Source organism: Escherichia sp. E2562 (assembly GCF_005781075.1).
GTDB lineage: Bacteria > Pseudomonadota > Gammaproteobacteria > Enterobacterales > Enterobacteriaceae > Escherichia.
This window is the reverse complement of the sequence record NZ_VATM01000017.1, coordinates 94,615-109,133: the sequence shown is the minus strand read 5'-3', so window position 1 is coordinate 109,133 and position 14,519 is coordinate 94,615. Positions and strand designations below refer to the sequence as shown.

16 protein-coding genes are annotated in these 14,519 nt (G+C 51.2%); 4 read left to right on the top strand and 12 right to left on the bottom strand.

The genetic code is table 11. The features are described from left to right. Nucleotides 1–5: 5 nt before the first annotated feature. Genes bcsA through bcsR form a run of 3 tightly spaced genes read right to left on the bottom strand, consistent with a single transcriptional unit; the run spans nt 6 to nt 3,573 of the window. On the bottom strand, nt 6–2,624 hold the full coding sequence (bcsA, locus tag FEK43_RS19225) for a UDP-forming cellulose synthase catalytic subunit (RefSeq protein ID WP_135488607.1): 2,619 nt from the start codon (nt 2,622–2,624) through the stop codon (nt 6–8). Beyond that, nucleotides 2,621–3,373 (bottom strand): cellulose biosynthesis protein BcsQ, encoded by a 753-nt coding sequence (gene bcsQ, locus FEK43_RS19220; protein WP_135408238.1) that lies wholly within the window; start codon nt 3,371–3,373, stop codon nt 2,621–2,623. Before bcsQ ends, bcsA begins: the two co-directional genes overlap by 4 nt. 11 nt (nt 3,374–3,384) lie before the next feature. Then, entirely contained in the window at nt 3,385–3,573 is a 189-nt protein-coding gene (bcsR, locus tag FEK43_RS19215) for a cellulose biosynthesis protein BcsR (protein WP_064527810.1), read from the bottom strand. Nucleotides 3,574–3,846: 273 nt separating this feature from the next. On the opposite strand from bcsR, the gene bcsE reads away from it, so the two are divergent. The 3 genes from bcsE to bcsG are packed head-to-tail and all read left to right on the top strand — an operon-like array spanning nt 3,847 to nt 7,282. Further along, a complete protein-coding gene (gene bcsE, locus FEK43_RS19210) occupies nt 3,847–5,418 on the top strand; it encodes a cellulose biosynthesis c-di-GMP-binding protein BcsE (RefSeq protein WP_130210104.1) in 1,572 nt (523 codons plus the stop codon). Further along, nucleotides 5,415–5,606, top strand: coding sequence for a cellulose biosynthesis protein BcsF (gene bcsF / locus FEK43_RS19205; protein WP_130216286.1), 192 nt, complete (start codon nt 5,415–5,417; stop codon nt 5,604–5,606). The genes bcsE and bcsF overlap by 4 nt, the downstream gene beginning before the upstream one ends. After that, on the top strand, nt 5,603–7,282 hold the full coding sequence (gene bcsG / locus FEK43_RS19200) for a cellulose biosynthesis protein BcsG (protein WP_130210100.1): 1,680 nt from the start codon (nt 5,603–5,605) through the stop codon (nt 7,280–7,282). The genes bcsF and bcsG overlap by 4 nt, the downstream gene beginning before the upstream one ends. Before the next feature lie 85 nt (nt 7,283–7,367). On the opposite strand, the gene FEK43_RS19195 is transcribed toward bcsG, so the two are convergent. From FEK43_RS19195 to FEK43_RS19165, 4 genes are all read right to left on the bottom strand, one after another. After that, nucleotides 7,368–7,475, bottom strand: a complete 108-nt coding sequence (locus tag FEK43_RS19195; RefSeq protein WP_002431793.1) for a type I toxin-antitoxin system toxin Ldr family protein — start codon at nt 7,473–7,475, stop codon at nt 7,368–7,370. Between the two features lie 374 nt (nt 7,476–7,849). Further along, nucleotides 7,850–7,957 (bottom strand): type I toxin-antitoxin system toxin Ldr family protein, encoded by a 108-nt coding sequence (locus FEK43_RS22875; protein WP_074399497.1) that lies wholly within the window; start codon nt 7,955–7,957, stop codon nt 7,850–7,852. 373 nt (nt 7,958–8,330) lie between these two features. After that, complete coding sequence (locus tag FEK43_RS19175; RefSeq protein ID WP_002431793.1) at nt 8,331–8,438, bottom strand: type I toxin-antitoxin system toxin Ldr family protein; 108 nt, start codon at nt 8,436–8,438, stop codon at nt 8,331–8,333. 356 nt (nt 8,439–8,794) lie between these two features. Next, nucleotides 8,795–8,902 (bottom strand): type I toxin-antitoxin system toxin Ldr family protein, encoded by a 108-nt coding sequence (locus FEK43_RS19165; protein ID WP_074399497.1) that lies wholly within the window; start codon nt 8,900–8,902, stop codon nt 8,795–8,797. 475 nt (nt 8,903–9,377) lie between these two features. Between FEK43_RS19165 and FEK43_RS19155 the strand changes: the two genes are divergently transcribed. Beyond that, nucleotides 9,378–10,649: an amino acid permease gene (locus FEK43_RS19155; RefSeq protein ID WP_130210096.1), complete on the top strand. Its 1,272-nt coding sequence runs from the start codon at nt 9,378–9,380 to the stop codon at nt 10,647–10,649. A gap of 16 nt (nt 10,650–10,665) precedes the next feature. Here FEK43_RS19155 and FEK43_RS19150 read toward each other — a convergent pair whose 3' ends face one another. From FEK43_RS19150 to dppD, 5 genes are all read right to left on the bottom strand, one after another. Further along, entirely contained in the window at nt 10,666–11,673 is a 1,008-nt protein-coding gene (locus FEK43_RS19150) for a HipA domain-containing protein (RefSeq protein ID WP_135408242.1), read from the bottom strand. Continuing rightward, nucleotides 11,673–11,984 (bottom strand): HipA N-terminal domain-containing protein, encoded by a 312-nt coding sequence (locus FEK43_RS19145; protein ID WP_130210092.1) that lies wholly within the window; start codon nt 11,982–11,984, stop codon nt 11,673–11,675. Before FEK43_RS19145 ends, FEK43_RS19150 begins: the two co-directional genes overlap by 1 nt. Beyond that, nucleotides 11,969–12,292: a helix-turn-helix transcriptional regulator gene (locus FEK43_RS19140; protein ID WP_130260126.1), complete on the bottom strand. Its 324-nt coding sequence runs from the start codon at nt 12,290–12,292 to the stop codon at nt 11,969–11,971. Before FEK43_RS19140 ends, FEK43_RS19145 begins: the two co-directional genes overlap by 16 nt. 223 nt (nt 12,293–12,515) lie before the next feature. Next, nucleotides 12,516–13,529, bottom strand: coding sequence for a dipeptide ABC transporter ATP-binding subunit DppF (dppF, locus tag FEK43_RS19135; RefSeq protein ID WP_130260125.1), 1,014 nt, complete (start codon nt 13,527–13,529; stop codon nt 12,516–12,518). Then, complete coding sequence (dppD, locus tag FEK43_RS19130) at nt 13,526–14,509, bottom strand: dipeptide ABC transporter ATP-binding protein (protein ID WP_001196445.1); 984 nt, start codon at nt 14,507–14,509, stop codon at nt 13,526–13,528. Before dppD ends, dppF begins: the two co-directional genes overlap by 4 nt. Nucleotides 14,510–14,519 lie beyond the last annotated feature (10 nt).

Genomic DNA, 14,519 nt, shown 5'->3' with positions numbered 1-14,519 from the left:
TATCATCATTGTTGAGCCAAAGCCTGATCCGATGGTTGTACCGTTTCGCTCCGCTCCGGGCGACGCGGAATGAACGAAACAACCCAGGAAACCAGAGAAGTCAGCACACGGAAAATGCCCTTCACCGAAGAAGGCGCAAACTCCGCCAGATGGCGGTAGCCACGGAAGCCGAGCTTCAGAATATCCAGCAGACTTTCCAGCGGCTTATCTTCCGGGTAGCTGTCCTGCCAGAGCGCCCATGTATCCGCACGGGCAAACGTACACTGCACAAAATCGATATGTTGCTGGGTAGTGAGCGGCATCAATTGCAGCCCCACTTCGTTACCCATCACGCGCGCAACCTGAGTCGGGAAGGCATACTCTTGCTGACCGCGTTTGAGCAGCAGATTCACTTTCTGTCCTTCCAGAATCTGCGCCTGACCGTTGATCTTGATCCCCAGGCCGCCGTCAGAGAAGTCCTGAACGGTGCAGGAGAAAAGATGCCCATCTTCCCGGGCAATCGCCGCTGGCATGGTCATCTCAACACGGTGCGAACGACGTACCTGCTTGCTTTCTACCGATACCGCTACTGCACCGCCGAGAATAATCAGGTTGTAGAACACCCAAACCATACTAACGACCACGGTGAGCATTTCAGTCGGCGGGCCATAGAAGTAACGCCAGATGCCGACAGCAACACCGACCAGGTTGAGTAATACGAGGAAGATGTACGGTCGCGAGATCACCCAGTCGACGTACTCTTCCTCCACCAGACCACCTTTGGCGGTGACGTTAAATTTGCCTTTGTGCGGGTTAATCAGCGCCACCAGCGTCGGCGGGGCGATATACCAGGCGAGCACCGTCTCGTAGATTTCACTCCAGAAGGAGTGGCGATATTTACCCTGAATCTTCGAGTTGGTCAGGCTGGCGTGAATCATATGCGGCAGCACAAACAGGGCAATCATCAACGCAGGCGCGTAAATGATGTAGGCGTGCAGCAGCAGGAACGCCAGCGGTGCGGTCAGGAAGATCAGCCGTGGAATCCCCGACAAGAAGTGGAACATAGCGTTGACGTAGCACAGCCGCTGAGCGAACTTCAGCCCTTTACCAGTAAGCGGGTTATCAAGACGGAAGATTTGCACCATTCCGCGCGCCCAACGGATACGTTGCCCAATGTGCGCCGAAAGGCTTTCAGTCGCCAGCCCCGCCGCTTGGGGAATACGCATATAAGCGGAAGTGTAGCCACGACGGTGTAAACGCAGAGAAGTATGCGCATCTTCAGTCACGGTTTCGACCGCGATGCCGCCAATCTCGTCCAACGGCTTACGCCGAATCACCGCACAGGAACCGCAGAAGAAAGTGGCATCCCACATGTCATTACCGTCCTGCACCAGACCGTAGAACAGCGTGCCTTCGTTCGGCGTTTTACGAAAACGCCCCAGGTTGCGTTCGAACGGATCTGGTGAGAAGAAGTGGTGAGGCGTCTGCATCATCGCCAACTGCTTTTCTTTCAGGAACCAGCCCATGGTCATTTGCAGGAACGAGCGTGTGGGAACGTGGTCGCAGTCGAAAATCGACACGAACTCGCCTTTGGCATATTTCAGTGCATTGTTGATGTTGCCTGCTTTCGCATGTTCATGCGTCGTTCGGGCGATATATTTCACCCCCACGTTTTGCGCAAACTGGCGAAACTCTTCCCTGCCGCCGTCATCGAGGATCCAGATGTTGAGTTTGTCTTTCGGCCAGTCGATACCCAGCGAAGCATAAATGGTGTTTTTCACCACGCTGAGATCTTCGTTGTAGGTCGGTACAAAGATATCCACCGACGGCCATTGCGACATGTCTTTCGGCAGCGGTACTGGCTGACGATTCAGTGGCCATACCACCTGGAAGTAGCCAAGCACCAGCACAATCCACGCATAAGTTTCCGCAAATAGCAGGATTAAGCCACATACCAGGCTGACCGGATCATCCCAGTTCAACGTCGAGGTATATCGCCACCAGATATAGCGACACGAGACAGTCAGCGACAGCACAATCAACATCAACGCCGAGAAGCGCCCTGGCATACGCCGCACCATTAGCGCCACGCCCCACAGCAACATCAGGAAGATAAATTGCGACAACGGGTTAAAAGGCTGAGTGACGCAAATTAGCGCCAGAATCAGCGAGAAAGTCACAATGACGCCAAGAATAAAACGCCGTGCTCCGGTGCTCAGATGGCCCAGTTCTTTTTTCTCATCAAGATGTTGCGTGTTCTGGCTGACACGCTCTGGCAGTTTGTCCATCCATTGATGGTAACGCCCACGGATATTCTGCAGGCCAGAAAATGCCCGCCAGCGTGGTTTTGGCGTCTCTCTGCGTGAAGCGCCGATCAACAACCAGCAAGTCTGAATGACATAACGGACCGGATCCAACGGGCGCGGACGCGAAGCGTTGATATGTGGGTAAAGGTTTTTATGTTCTGCGCGAATACGCTGCCAGCGCGGGTGTTCAAGCGGAATGAACACCCAGGCCAGGATCAGCCAAAAACAGCCAAGCGTCGCGCTGAAAGCCGAGGCGCCGTGACGACGATAATCCCGATAACGCCCGATAAGACGCGCGTTGACCGGCGGGATAAGCAACCACCGGGTCAAGATACTCATGACGCGCTCCCGACTGGCTTTTTCAGACCGGAATAGTTCAACAGGCACCAGTTTGCCAGCGTCAGAACTTCCTCCGCCGCCAGCGCATCACTGCGGTATTCACCTAACGGCTGTTTCGCCGCCAGGCATTCAGCCATCGCTTCATCGCGATGAATCAACATTGGCAGTAACCGGCGCTGGCTTTGCAACCACAACTGGTAAATATCTTCCTGTACCTGGCTGCCAATGCGGAAATCATTAATCAATATATGCGCGCCAGCAGGTAGTGCTTGCTGATGCAGCCGAATATGGCAGTTAGCATCCACTTTAACGATTGCCAGCGAGTGATCGCACAGGCTCAGGATTTGATGCGTTATCTGCGAGGCGTCGCACGGTAAGTCGATCAAAATCCATTGATAACGCCCACTGGCCTGCAGCTGCTGCAAGCCTTCGCAAATTGCACTCAACTGAGTTTGCCAGTGCTGGGGATTCTCTTGCTCTTCAATGGATAACTGACCAAAAGGCAGTAGATCGAGCTGCGAGGTATAGCGCATCCCGGCATCTCGCCAGTCCTGACCATCCAGTATGGCTCTGGCCCAGCCCTGACGATGGGTAAAATCAACGTTGAACGACAAGCGCAACAAATTGTCCGGGCAGGCATCAACCACCAGGACATTTTCTCCCAACATTTGCAATGCCCAGGCCAACGCGGCGGTGATGGTTGTTGTACCCACACCTCCCCGCACCCCCTGTAATCCCAGTACGGCCATTCACTACTCCCCTACTTCTGTTGCGCAAACTCAGCCAACAATGGCCAGCGTTTTAACGCCGCTGCTAACTGCTCACGCTGAGAAATATCGGCATAATCGATATCAGGCAGTGAAAACGCCTGCTTTAACGCCAAAATATCATTCTGAAAGATATAGCCTATCGCGGGATCAGGCAGAGTATCCTGTTCGTTGTTATTCATTATGCTTAATCTCGATAAAATATACCCGCCACGCATCAGTCAATTCTAATCGACAGAATTTTGCCCGTATAATGCCAGACGGCAATACGTAATCCGTTCATTTTTTAACTTTCATGTACGCAACTAACGAAAGTAAAAAACGAAAAGACTGATATCATAAGGCTTCCAGCCTGCTAAATTGATTCACATGCTAAATCTGATAAGTTTTAATTTCAATGGTAGGTTTATTTCTTAGCTTTCGCTAGTAAACTAATAATCAGACAAAATGGTGACTTGAGGGACGTTGTGGACCCTGTATTCTCTATCGGTATCTCATCTTTGTGGGATGAGTTGCGGCATATGCCAGCAGGCGGCGTCTGGTGGTTTAACGTCGATCGTCAAGAAGATGCTATCAGCCTTGTGAATCAAACGATGGCTTCTCAAGCTGAAACCGCGAAAGTCGCGGTCATTAGCATGGATAACGATCCCGAAAAAACCTTCAAATTAGATGATTCTCACGGACCGGAAAAAATAAAATTATTTTCAATGCTAAATCATGAAAAGGGGCTATACTATTTGCCCCGTGATTTACAATGTTCTATTGATCCCGAAAATTATCTTTTCATTCTTGTTTGTGCCAATAATGCATGGCAAAACATTCCAACTGAGCGGCTTCGTTCATGGCTGGATAAAATGAACAAGTGGAGCAGATTATACCATTGCTCACTGCTGGTAATTAATCCAGGAAATAATAACGATAAACAATTTTCATTGTTGCTGGAGGAATACCGCTCACTTTTTGGGCTTGCCAGTTTGCGTTTTCAGGGCGATCAACATCTGCTGGATATCGCCTTCTGGTGCAACGAAAAAGGGGTTAGCGCCCGTCAGCAACTCATCGTTCAGCAGCAAGAGGGTATCTGGACGTTAGTTCAGCGTGAAGAAGCGGAGATCCAACCACGCAGCGATGAAAAACGCATTCTTAGCAATATTGCTGTGCTGGAAGGCGCCCCCCCTTTATCAGAACACTGGCAACTGTTCGACAACAACGAAACTCTGTTCAATGAAGCCCGGACTGCACAGGCTGCAACCGTCGTTTTCTCTTTACAGCAAAATGGGCAAATTGAACCACTGGCCCGCAGCATTCATACCCTGCGTCGCCAGCGTGGTAGTGCGATGAAGATCCTCGTGCGGGAAAATACCGCCAGCCTGCGTGCCACCGATGAACGCCTGTTACTGGCCTGTGGCGCTAACATGGTTATTCCCTGGAACGCCCCGCTCTCCCGCTGTCTGACGATGATTGAAAGCGTGCAAGGGCAGAAGTTCAGCCGCTATGTTCCGGAAGATATCACTACCCTGCTATCCATGACCCAACCGCTGAAACTGCGCGGTTTTCAAAAGTGGGATGTGTTCTGTGAGGCGGTCAATAACATGATGAATAACACGTTGTTGCCTGCTCATGGTAAAGGCGTGCTGGTCGCTTTACGCCCAGTACCGGGCATCCGCGTTGAGCAAGCCCTGACGCTGTGCCGTCCAAATCGCACTGGCGACATTATGACCGTTGGTGGAAATCGACTGGTCCTGTTCCTCTCATTCTGCAGGATCAACGATCTGGATACTGCGTTGAATCACATTTTCCCGTTACCTACTGGCGACATTTTCTCTAACCGCATGGTCTGGTTTGAAGATGACCAAATCAGCGCTGAACTGGTGCAAATGCGTTTACTTGCCCCGGAACAATGGGGGGTGCCACTGCCTTTAACTCAGGCCTCCATGCCGGTAATCAATGCCGAGCATGATGGGCGTAACTGGCGACGAATACCGGAACCGCTGCGACTGTTGAGTGATCCTGTGGAGCATTCATCATGATGACCATCAGCGATATCATTGAAATCATTGTCGTTTGTGCGCTTGTTTTTTTCCCGCTGGGCTATCTGGCGCGCCATTCCCTACGGCGCATTCGTGACACCCTGCGTTTGTTATTTGCGAAACCTCGTTATGTAAAACCGGCCGGTACGTTACGCCGTGCAGAAAAAGCCAGGGCTACCAAAAAATGACTCAATTTACCCAAAATACCGCTATGCCTTCTTCACTCTGGCAATACTGGCGCGGCCTTTCTGGCTGGAACTTTTATTTTCTGGTTAAGTTCGGCCTGTTGTGGGCGGGCTACCTTAACTTCCATCCGCTACTCAATCTGGTATTTGCCGCGTTCCTGCTGATGCCGATTCCGCGCTACAGCCTGCATCGCCTGCGCCACTGGATCGCCCTGCCAATCGGCTTTGCCCTCTTCTGGCATGATACCTGGCTACCTGGCCCGGAAAGTATTATGAGCCAGGGGTCACAAGTGGCAGGCTTTAGTCCCGATTATTTAATCGATCTGGTCACGCGCTTTATTAACTGGCAGATGATTGGTGCTGTCTTTGTTTTGTTAGTGGCCTGGTTATTCTTGTCGCAATGGATTCGCATCACCGTTTTTGTGGTCGCCATTCTGGTATGGCTGAACGTACTTACGCTGGCTGGTCCAAGTTTCTCCCTGTGGCCAGCCGGTCAACCGACCACCACGGTAACAACGACGGGCGGTAACGCTGCGGCAACAGTCGCGGCAACCGGCGGCACGCCAGTAGTTGGAGATATGCCAGCGCAAACTGCACCACCGACAACCGCAAACCTCAATGCCTGGCTGAATAATTTCTATAACGCCGAGGCGAAACGTAAATCGACCTTCCCATCCGCGCTGCCAGCGGATGCGCAGCCATTTGAGCTTCTGGTGATTAATATCTGTTCGCTTTCATGGTCGGATATTGAAGCTGCCGGATTAATGTCACATCCGTTGTGGTCGCATTTTGATATTGAGTTCAAGAATTTCAACTCTGCAACCTCATACAGCGGTCCGGCGGCGATTCGTCTGCTGCGCGCCAGTTGCGGTCAGCCATCGCACACCAATCTGTATCAACCAGCAAATAATGACTGCTATCTGTTCGATAACTTGTCAAAACTGGGCTTTACCCAGCACCTGATGATGGGACATAACGGCCAGTTTGGCGGCTTCCTGAAAGAAGTTCGCGAAAACGGCGGTATGCAGACCGAATTGATGGATCAAACAAATCTTCCCGTCATTTTGCTGGGCTTTGATGGTTCGCCGGTTTATGACGATACTGCCGTGCTTAACCGCTGGCTGGACGTTACCGAAAAAGATAAAAACAGCCGTAGCGCCACGTTCTACAACACGCTTCCACTGCATGACGGCAACCATTATCCGGGCGTCAGCAAAACAGCGGATTACAAAGCGCGAGCGCAGAAGTTCTTTGATGAACTGGACGCCTTCTTTACTGAACTGGAGAAATCGGGTCGTAAAGTGATGGTCGTCGTAGTACCGGAACACGGTGGCGCGTTGAAAGGTGACAGAATGCAAGTTTCTGGTTTGCGTGATATCCCCAGCCCGGCAATCACTGATGTACCGGTTGGCGTGAAATTCTTCGGCATGAAAACACCACATCAGGGCGCACCAATTGTCATCGACCAACCAAGCAGCTTCCTGGCAATCTCTGATCTGGTGGTTCGCGTTCTCGACGGCAAGATTTTCACCGAAGACAATGTTGACTGGAAAAAACTCACTAGTGGATTACCACAGACTGCGCCTGTTTCCGAGAACTCGAATGCGGTGGTCATTCAATATCAAAATAAACCGTATGTTCGCCTGAACGGTGGCGACTGGGTGCCTTATCCGCAGTAATTACGAAAAAGGCCGCAGAGTTTCCCCCTGCGGCCTGGTCCGAGCGCAAATTGCCATTACGGCAGCCTGACGCCCGCATGGCATATTACTTCCGCTTATTCAGCCAGCTCACGATCAGGCTGGCGAGAATGCCAGCAATGACCGGAGCCGCTAAATCGTGCCAGAAGGCCATGCCCAACTCTGCGAGCGTCATATAGCCGCCTCTGTTGTAATGACAACGTTTCGCGGCTATCCTTGAGTGGTCTAGGTTCAAGATTAGCCCCCGTGATGTTGTCAGGTGCATACCTGCAATGTGCGGGGGTTTTCTCTCTCCAGCAACCAATGCCACCGGGGATACAGCCCCCGCAACATTGCGCCTCACCGGAACCCTTCCGGCTTGCCGCTGATTCTACGATCGTTTTTGTGCTTCGAAATCCATCACTTCTTCACTCTGTGCTGCGCATTCCGCAGAATATTATCCGCTTGCAACCGTTGCATTTTTCTTACGAAAAAGGCCGCAGAGTTCCCCCCAGCGGCCTGATCCGGGCGCAAATTGCCATTACGGCAGCCTGACACCCGCATGACACGTTACTTCCGCTTATTCAGCCAGCTCACGATCAGACTGGCGAGAATGCCAGCAATGACCGGAGCCGCTAAATCATGCCAGAAGGCCATGCTCAACTCTGCGAGCGTCATATAGCCGCCTCTGTTGTAATGACAACGTTTCGCGGCTATCCTTGAGTCGTCTAGTTTCAAGAATGGCCCCCGTGATGTTGTCAGGTGCATACCTGCAGCGTGCGGGGGTTTTCTCTCTCCAGCAACCAATGCCACCAGGGATAAAGCCCCCGCAACATTGCGCCTCACCGGAATCTTCCGGCTTGCCGCTGATTCTACGACCGTTTTTGTGCTTCGAAATCCATCACTTCTTCACTCTGTGCTGCGCATTCCGCAGAATATTATCCGCTTGCAACCGTTGCATTTTTCTTACGAAAAAGGCCGCAGAGTTCCCCCCTGCGGCCTGATCCGGGCGCAACTTGCCATTACGGCAGCCTGACGCCCGCATGACATATTACTTCCGCTTATTCAGCCAGCTCACGATCAGGCTGGCAAGAATGCCAGCAATGACCGGAGCCGCTAAATCGTGCCAGAAGGCCATGCCCAACTCTGCGAGCGTCATATAGCCGCCTCTGTTGTAATGACAACGTTTCGCGGCTATTCTTGAATGGTCTAGATGCAAGAATGGCCCCCGTGATGTTGTCAGGTGCATACCTGCAACGTGCGGGGGTTTTCTCTCTCCAGCAACCAATGCCACCAGGGATCAAGCTCACCGGAACCTTCCGGCTTGCCGCTGATTCTACGACCATTTTTGTGCTTCGAAATCCATCACTTCTTCACTCTGTGCTGCGCATTCCGCAGAATATTATCCACTTGCAACCGTTGCATTTTTCTTACGAAAAAGGCCGCAGAGTTCCCCCCTGCGGCCTGGTCCGGGCGCAAATTGCCATTACGGCAGCCTGACGCCCACGTTGCATATTACTTCCGCTTATTCAGCCAGCTCACGATCAGGCTGGCGAGAATGCCAGCAATGACCGGAGCCGCTAAATCATGCCAGAAGGCCATGCTCAACTCTGCGAGCGTCATATAGCCGCCTCTGTTGTAATGACAACGTTTCGCGGCTATCCTTGAGTTGTTTGGGTTCAAGAATGGCCCCCGTGATGTTGTCAGGTGCATACCTGCAACGTGCGGGGGTTTTCTCTTTCCAGCAACCAATGCCGCCGGGGATAAAGCCCCCGCAACATTGCGCCTCACCGGAATCCTTCCGGCTTGCCGCTGATTCTACGATTGCGTTTTACCGTCAGCATCTGGCAATTTTCCTCATTGCGTGATGCCTTCCAACTTAATTTCTTTGTTTACAATAGTTGCAGTTCATATCCGAGCTGACTCCAGACTGGTAGTGAAATGCGCAATTTTGTAGAATTGCGCCTCCTCGCGATCTCCCCAGTGAATCTGCTGTCTCATTCGTTACACACTGCATATTCAACTTCTCTACCAGTTGCGCAAGAGAAGCTGGGGTTATTCATTTTTATGAGGCTGACTTCTTTCTGGACAGGACTTTATGCAGCACAACACACAACCATTACACGATCACAAATTGCCGTTTACGCGCTATGACTTCGGCTGGGTTTTATTATGTATAGGAATGGCGATTGGTGCCGGAACCGTGCTGATGCCGGTACAAATTGGCCTGAAGGGGATTTGGGTATTTATTACCGCTGCAATCATTGCTTATCCGGCAACCTGGATAGTGCAGGACATTTATTTAAAGACACTTTCAGAAAGTGATTCCTGTAATGACTATACAGATATTATCAGTCATTACCTGGGCAAAAACTGGGGAATTTTCCTCGGGGTTATCTACTTTTTGATGATTATCCACGGGATTTTTATCTACTCTCTCTCCGTGGTTTTCGACAGCGCCTCATACCTGAAAACCTTCGGTTTAACCGATGCCGATCTTTCACAATCTCTACTTTATAAAGTCGCTATTTTCGCCGTACTGGTGGCAATTGCGTCTGGTGGTGAAAGGTTGCTATTTAAGATCTCCGGGCCAATGGTGGTGGTCAAAGTCGGCATTATTGTCGTGTTCGGTTTTGCGATGATCCCGCACTGGAATTTCGCCAATATAACCGCCTTCCCACAAGCCTCCGTATTTTTCCGCGACGTCCTGCTCACCATTCCATTTTGTTTCTTCTCTGCGGTATTTATTCAGGTGCTTAACCCGATGAATATTGCCTATCGTAAACGGGAAACAGATAAAGTACTGGCAACTCGGCTCGCGCTGCGTACCCACCGGATTAGCTATATCACGCTCATCGCGGTGATCCTGTTTTTTGCCTTTTCGTTTACCTTCTCAATTAGCCACGAAGAAGCCGTTTCTGCCTTTGAACAAAATATCTCGGCACTGGCACTGGCCGCGCAGGTGATCCCCGGGCATATCATTCATATCACCTCTACGGTGCTGAATATCTTTGCCGTACTGACCGCATTCTTTGGCATTTACCTCGGTTTCCACGAGGCCATTAAAGGCATTATTCTCAATCTGTTAAGCCGAATTATTGATACCCAGAAAATTAACTCGCGTATGCTGACTCTGGCAATTTGCGCTTTTATCGTCATTACGTTGACGATTTGGGTTTCGTTTCGTGTATCGGTGCTGGTGTTCTTTCAGTTAGGAAGCCCGTTATATGGCATTGTGTCGTGCCTGATTCCGTTTTTCCTGATCTCTAAAGTTTCACAACTGAAAAAACTACGCGGGCTAAAAACATGGCTTATCCTGTTTTATGGCATTTTGCTGTGCTTTTCGCCGCTGTTGAAGCTGATTGAGTAAAAGTAACGGGGGCTGCTCACAGCAGCCCCAGACGATGTCGATAGCATTTCAGTACAGCCTGGATATGCTCCTGAGTCATAAAGGACTGTTCATACGTTTCCATAACAATGGCATTTTCTTTACGTATATCCTGAAAGAGTTTTTCCAGCAATCTGGGCGCTAATCCCATCGATTCACCCAACAGCAAAAAGTCCTGCCCGATATACTCGCCATAATCACTTTCAAATCCAGGAGCCAGTTCCCGACCGCCTTCTTCTCGCATCAATAACGGCAGCGCCAGATAGTTTGAGAGAAAATATTCCGGATAGGGAGCGATAGAAACAAAGTCATACACCGGCGCTAACGCTGGCGTCAAACCATCGGAGTACACTAAGCCAAAGTTTCGTAAATGCATGTCGTTATTACCCAGCAACCAGGCGTAAACAATGCGACGAAAGAGATCGATTTTAAATGCGATGTTGTCGTTAACATGGGCAATTAAAAATCGGGCCAGCGTTTCATAGCTGACGTATTGCTCGTTATCATTTCCCGTTTTGCCATATTTATCTGTAATCTGCATCGCACCATCAAGCTGCTCCTGATGCACTGGCTGCCCCTTGTCATCCCGGTCATAGCGCCGGATAACAAACGCGTATTCAAGCTCCTCCTCTGATTGTGGTGCAAAACTCAGCAGGCCATGCACAGGTACGTCAAATCCCAAACGAGACATCAATGTCATTGTTGCATGTTCATTTTCGGCCAAACCGGGAAAGTCGGCTGGAGAGGGCTTAAGGATAAAATTTCCCTGATGATCTACGACGCGGAACTCTCCTTCATCCAGCACTAATTGCAATTTGGGCTGGTAACCGGAAATACTCATCCCTTTTTGTTGACGCGGAAGTTCCTGCACAAACTGAGTTCGCGTAAACCCCAGCCGAGGATTCAATTTTGCAGTGCCGCTCAGGCGCTTCAACCCTTGTGTCGAATATCCGCGCTGTTCGTCACGTTCATTCAGCGGCGTTAACAGAATGCGACAATTCGCCATTATTCCTCCCAAGGTAAAATCTGGATTGCCCCCAGCAGATTCTTGCCGTTATCAATAAGCATTCCCAGCGGATCGTTTTCGTCACGATGCTGTATCTGGCTGTAGCGTTGACGCAGCCATCCTTCTGGCGCCAGTGAGGCAAAATAAGGATGCAACGTCTCACTGGGAAACTGACGCTGTGCGACGGGCAGACTGATTGAGATTGCCGGTCCGTGGTAATCCGGGGCGTACTGAAACAAAAAACCACTGTCGTTCTGAGAGAGTTCACCCACTACCTGACCATAGAGCAACACTTTCACTCGTCGATGCATAGTTTCACTCCAAGAACGTTCGCCACCGCAAACACACTGCCGAATTTAACCTGTTCAGGATCCTTAAAAAGTCGCTTTAACGTGGACGTTGAGATCCCCGTTTGTAGTTCAAGGGTGTATAAATCAATGCCCAATTCTTTGCGACGTGCGTTCAGTTGTTCCCCCAAATGACGAGGAGTCTCAATGGTCCGGAGGGGGCGTGGTTGACTAATATTCGGCCCCTGAATAAGTTTCTTCTGCAACTCCTGGAGCTGGTCGCCGATCGCTTTCAACTCTTGAGCCAGATTCTGTGACCCCGTGTAGATCATTAAAGAACCTTTCAATTGATTAAAGACAAAAAAAGATCATTTATGGTTAAAGAAGTTCGTTAAGCATCACAAATGAACTATTTTTTATTAATTATTATAATTTAGCTCATATATAACCCATTGGCAACAGCAATGGTCAAAAAAGATCTATAAGTGATAGTTAAAGTACAAGAAGGTCATATTTGACATGAGACCAGCATGAAAGCCGGTCTCATCGGGTGGGTTATACAGCAGGCTTCTGCGGATTTTCATCCTGATCAACAGCAAAGCAGGCAACCAGTTGACCGCCGTAGTCTTTTAGCTGCGGCTGCAACTGGGTGCAGGGGCCGAAGCGTCGACGACAGCGGGCGTTGAAGGCGCAGCCCGGCGGTGGATTCAGCGGGCTTGGCAGTTCACCGGTGAGTTTGATGCGCTCGCGGCGATCGTCCGGGTTCAGGCGCGGCGTCGCAGAGAGCAGTGCCTGAGTATACGGATGGCGCGGGTTATTGAAGATTTGGTCCTTCGTTCCCTTCTCCACGCAGCGGCCCAGGTACATTACCATCACTTCATCAGCAATGTGCTCCACCACCGACAGGTCGTGGGAGATAAAGACATAAGACAGCCCCAACTCCTGCTGCAAATCCATCATCAGGTTGAGCACCTGCGCGCGCACCGAAACGTCCAGCGCGGAAACCGGCTCATCGGCAATCACCACATCCGGGTCGAGCATCAGGCCACGGGCAATGGCGATACGCTGACGCTGACCGCCGGAGAACATATGCGGATAGCGGTCGTAATGCTCGGTTTTCAGGCCGACTTTCGCCATCATCGACAGGGCTTTTTCCCGACGCTGTTCTTTGCTTAAGCTGGTGTTAATAAGCAGCGGCTCTTCGAGAATTTGCCCGACTTTTTTACGCGGATTCAGTGAACCATAGGGGTTCTGGAAGACGATCTGGATTTTCTGCCGACGCAGCTTCTGCGCCTGCGGATCGTGCTTGAGCAAATCCTGCCCCTGATAATACAGTTCACCGCCGGTGGGCGTTTCAATCATCGTCAGTAACCGACCAAGCGTCGATTTACCGCAGCCGGATTCACCTACTACCGCCAGCGTTTTGCCACGTTCAAGGTTAAACGAAACGCCATCCAGCGCCTTCACCAGACGTTCCGGCGCGAACATGCCTTTCTTCACCGGATAATGTTTTTTCAGGTCGATAGCCTGCAACAGCGGTTGTTGCGAGGTGGCCTCTTGCGTACTCATAGTGTCGGCCTCCCGGCATCATCAAGTGGGTAATGGCATTTGGACTGACGCCCGTCAGCGAGCATATTCAGCGCCGGTTCTTCAGCGCGGCATTTGTCTGTCGCATAGGGGCAACGCGGGTTAAGCAGGCAGCCGTTCGGGCGGTCGTATTTGCCTGGAACGACGCCAGGCAACGATGCCAGACGTTCTTTGTCCTGAGCAAATTCCGGCAATGCACGCAGCAATGCCTGAGTATACGGGTGACGCGGCGCACGGAAGATGGCGTGGGCATCACCCGTTTCCACCACCTGGCCTGCATACATCACGATGATTTTATGCGCCGCCTCCGCCACCAGCGCCAGGTCATGAGTGATCAACACCAGCGCCATATTCTCTTTCTGCTGCAATTCCAGCAGCAGTTCGATGATTTGCGCCTGAATGGTCACGTCCAGCGCGGTGGTCGGTTCATCGGCAATCAGCAGTTTTGGCCGACAGGCAATTGCCATAGCGATCATTACACGCTGGCTCATGCCGCCGGAAAGCTGATGCGGATAAACGTCTAAACGCGAGGCCGGGTCAGGAATGCCGACCTGATTCAACAGGTCAATCGCCCGCTGACGGCGGGTACTTTTGTTGCCGCCCTGATGCACCTTAATCGCTTCCATGATCTGGAAACCCACGGTGTAACACGGGTTAAGGCTGGTCATCGGGTCCTGGAAGATCATCGCCACTTCGGCGCCCACCAGATTGCGGCGCTCTTTTTCTGAGATACGCTGCAAATCCTGGCCGTTAAACTCCAGCTTTTCTGCCATCACGCGGCCTGGATAATCAATCAGCCCCATAATCGCCAGTGAACTGACCGACTTACCAGAGCCAGACTCACCCACAATCCCGACCACTTCGCCCTGTTTTACGCTGTAGCTGATGCGGTCTACGGCGCGGAACGGTGCGCTTTCGTCGCCGAAATGCACCGATAATTTATCTATATTTAATAACGCCATCTCGAACCTC

Excerpts from the sequence above, each read along its gene's own strand:
- FEK43_RS19195 (WP_002431793.1), bottom strand. The coding sequence starts at position 7,475 with ATGACGCTCGCAGAGTTGGGCATGGCCTTCTGGCACGATTTAGCGGCT.
- FEK43_RS19175 (WP_002431793.1), bottom strand. The coding sequence starts at position 8,438 with ATGACGCTCGCAGAGTTGGGCATGGCCTTCTGGCACGATTTAGCGGCT.
- FEK43_RS19140 (WP_130260126.1), bottom strand. The coding sequence starts at position 12,292 with ATGATCTACACGGGGTCACAGAATCTGGCTCAAGAGTTGAAAGCGATC.
- dppF (WP_130260125.1), bottom strand. The coding sequence starts at position 13,529 with ATGAGTACGCAAGAGGCCACCTCGCAACAACCGCTGTTGCAGGCTATC.
- FEK43_RS19145 (WP_130210092.1), bottom strand. The coding sequence starts at position 11,984 with ATGCATCGACGAGTGAAAGTGTTGCTCTATGGTCAGGTAGTGGGTGAA.
- FEK43_RS19150 (WP_135408242.1), bottom strand. The coding sequence starts at position 11,673 with ATGGCGAATTGTCGCATTCTGTTAACGCCGCTGAATGAACGTGACGAA.
- bcsF (WP_130216286.1), top strand. The coding sequence starts at position 5,415 with ATGATGACCATCAGCGATATCATTGAAATCATTGTCGTTTGTGCGCTT.
- bcsR (WP_064527810.1), bottom strand. The coding sequence starts at position 3,573 with ATGAATAACAACGAACAGGATACTCTGCCTGATCCCGCGATAGGCTAT.
- FEK43_RS22875 (WP_074399497.1), bottom strand. The coding sequence starts at position 7,957 with ATGACGCTCGCAGAGTTGAGCATGGCCTTCTGGCATGATTTAGCGGCT.
- bcsA (WP_135488607.1), bottom strand. The coding sequence starts at position 2,624 with ATGAGTATCTTGACCCGGTGGTTGCTTATCCCGCCGGTCAACGCGCGT.
- FEK43_RS19155 (WP_130210096.1), top strand. The coding sequence starts at position 9,378 with ATGCAGCACAACACACAACCATTACACGATCACAAATTGCCGTTTACG.
- dppD (WP_001196445.1), bottom strand. The coding sequence starts at position 14,509 with ATGGCGTTATTAAATATAGATAAATTATCGGTGCATTTCGGCGACGAA.
- FEK43_RS19165 (WP_074399497.1), bottom strand. The coding sequence starts at position 8,902 with ATGACGCTCGCAGAGTTGAGCATGGCCTTCTGGCATGATTTAGCGGCT.
- bcsG (WP_130210100.1), top strand. The coding sequence starts at position 5,603 with ATGACTCAATTTACCCAAAATACCGCTATGCCTTCTTCACTCTGGCAA.
- bcsQ (WP_135408238.1), bottom strand. The coding sequence starts at position 3,373 with ATGGCCGTACTGGGATTACAGGGGGTGCGGGGAGGTGTGGGTACAACA.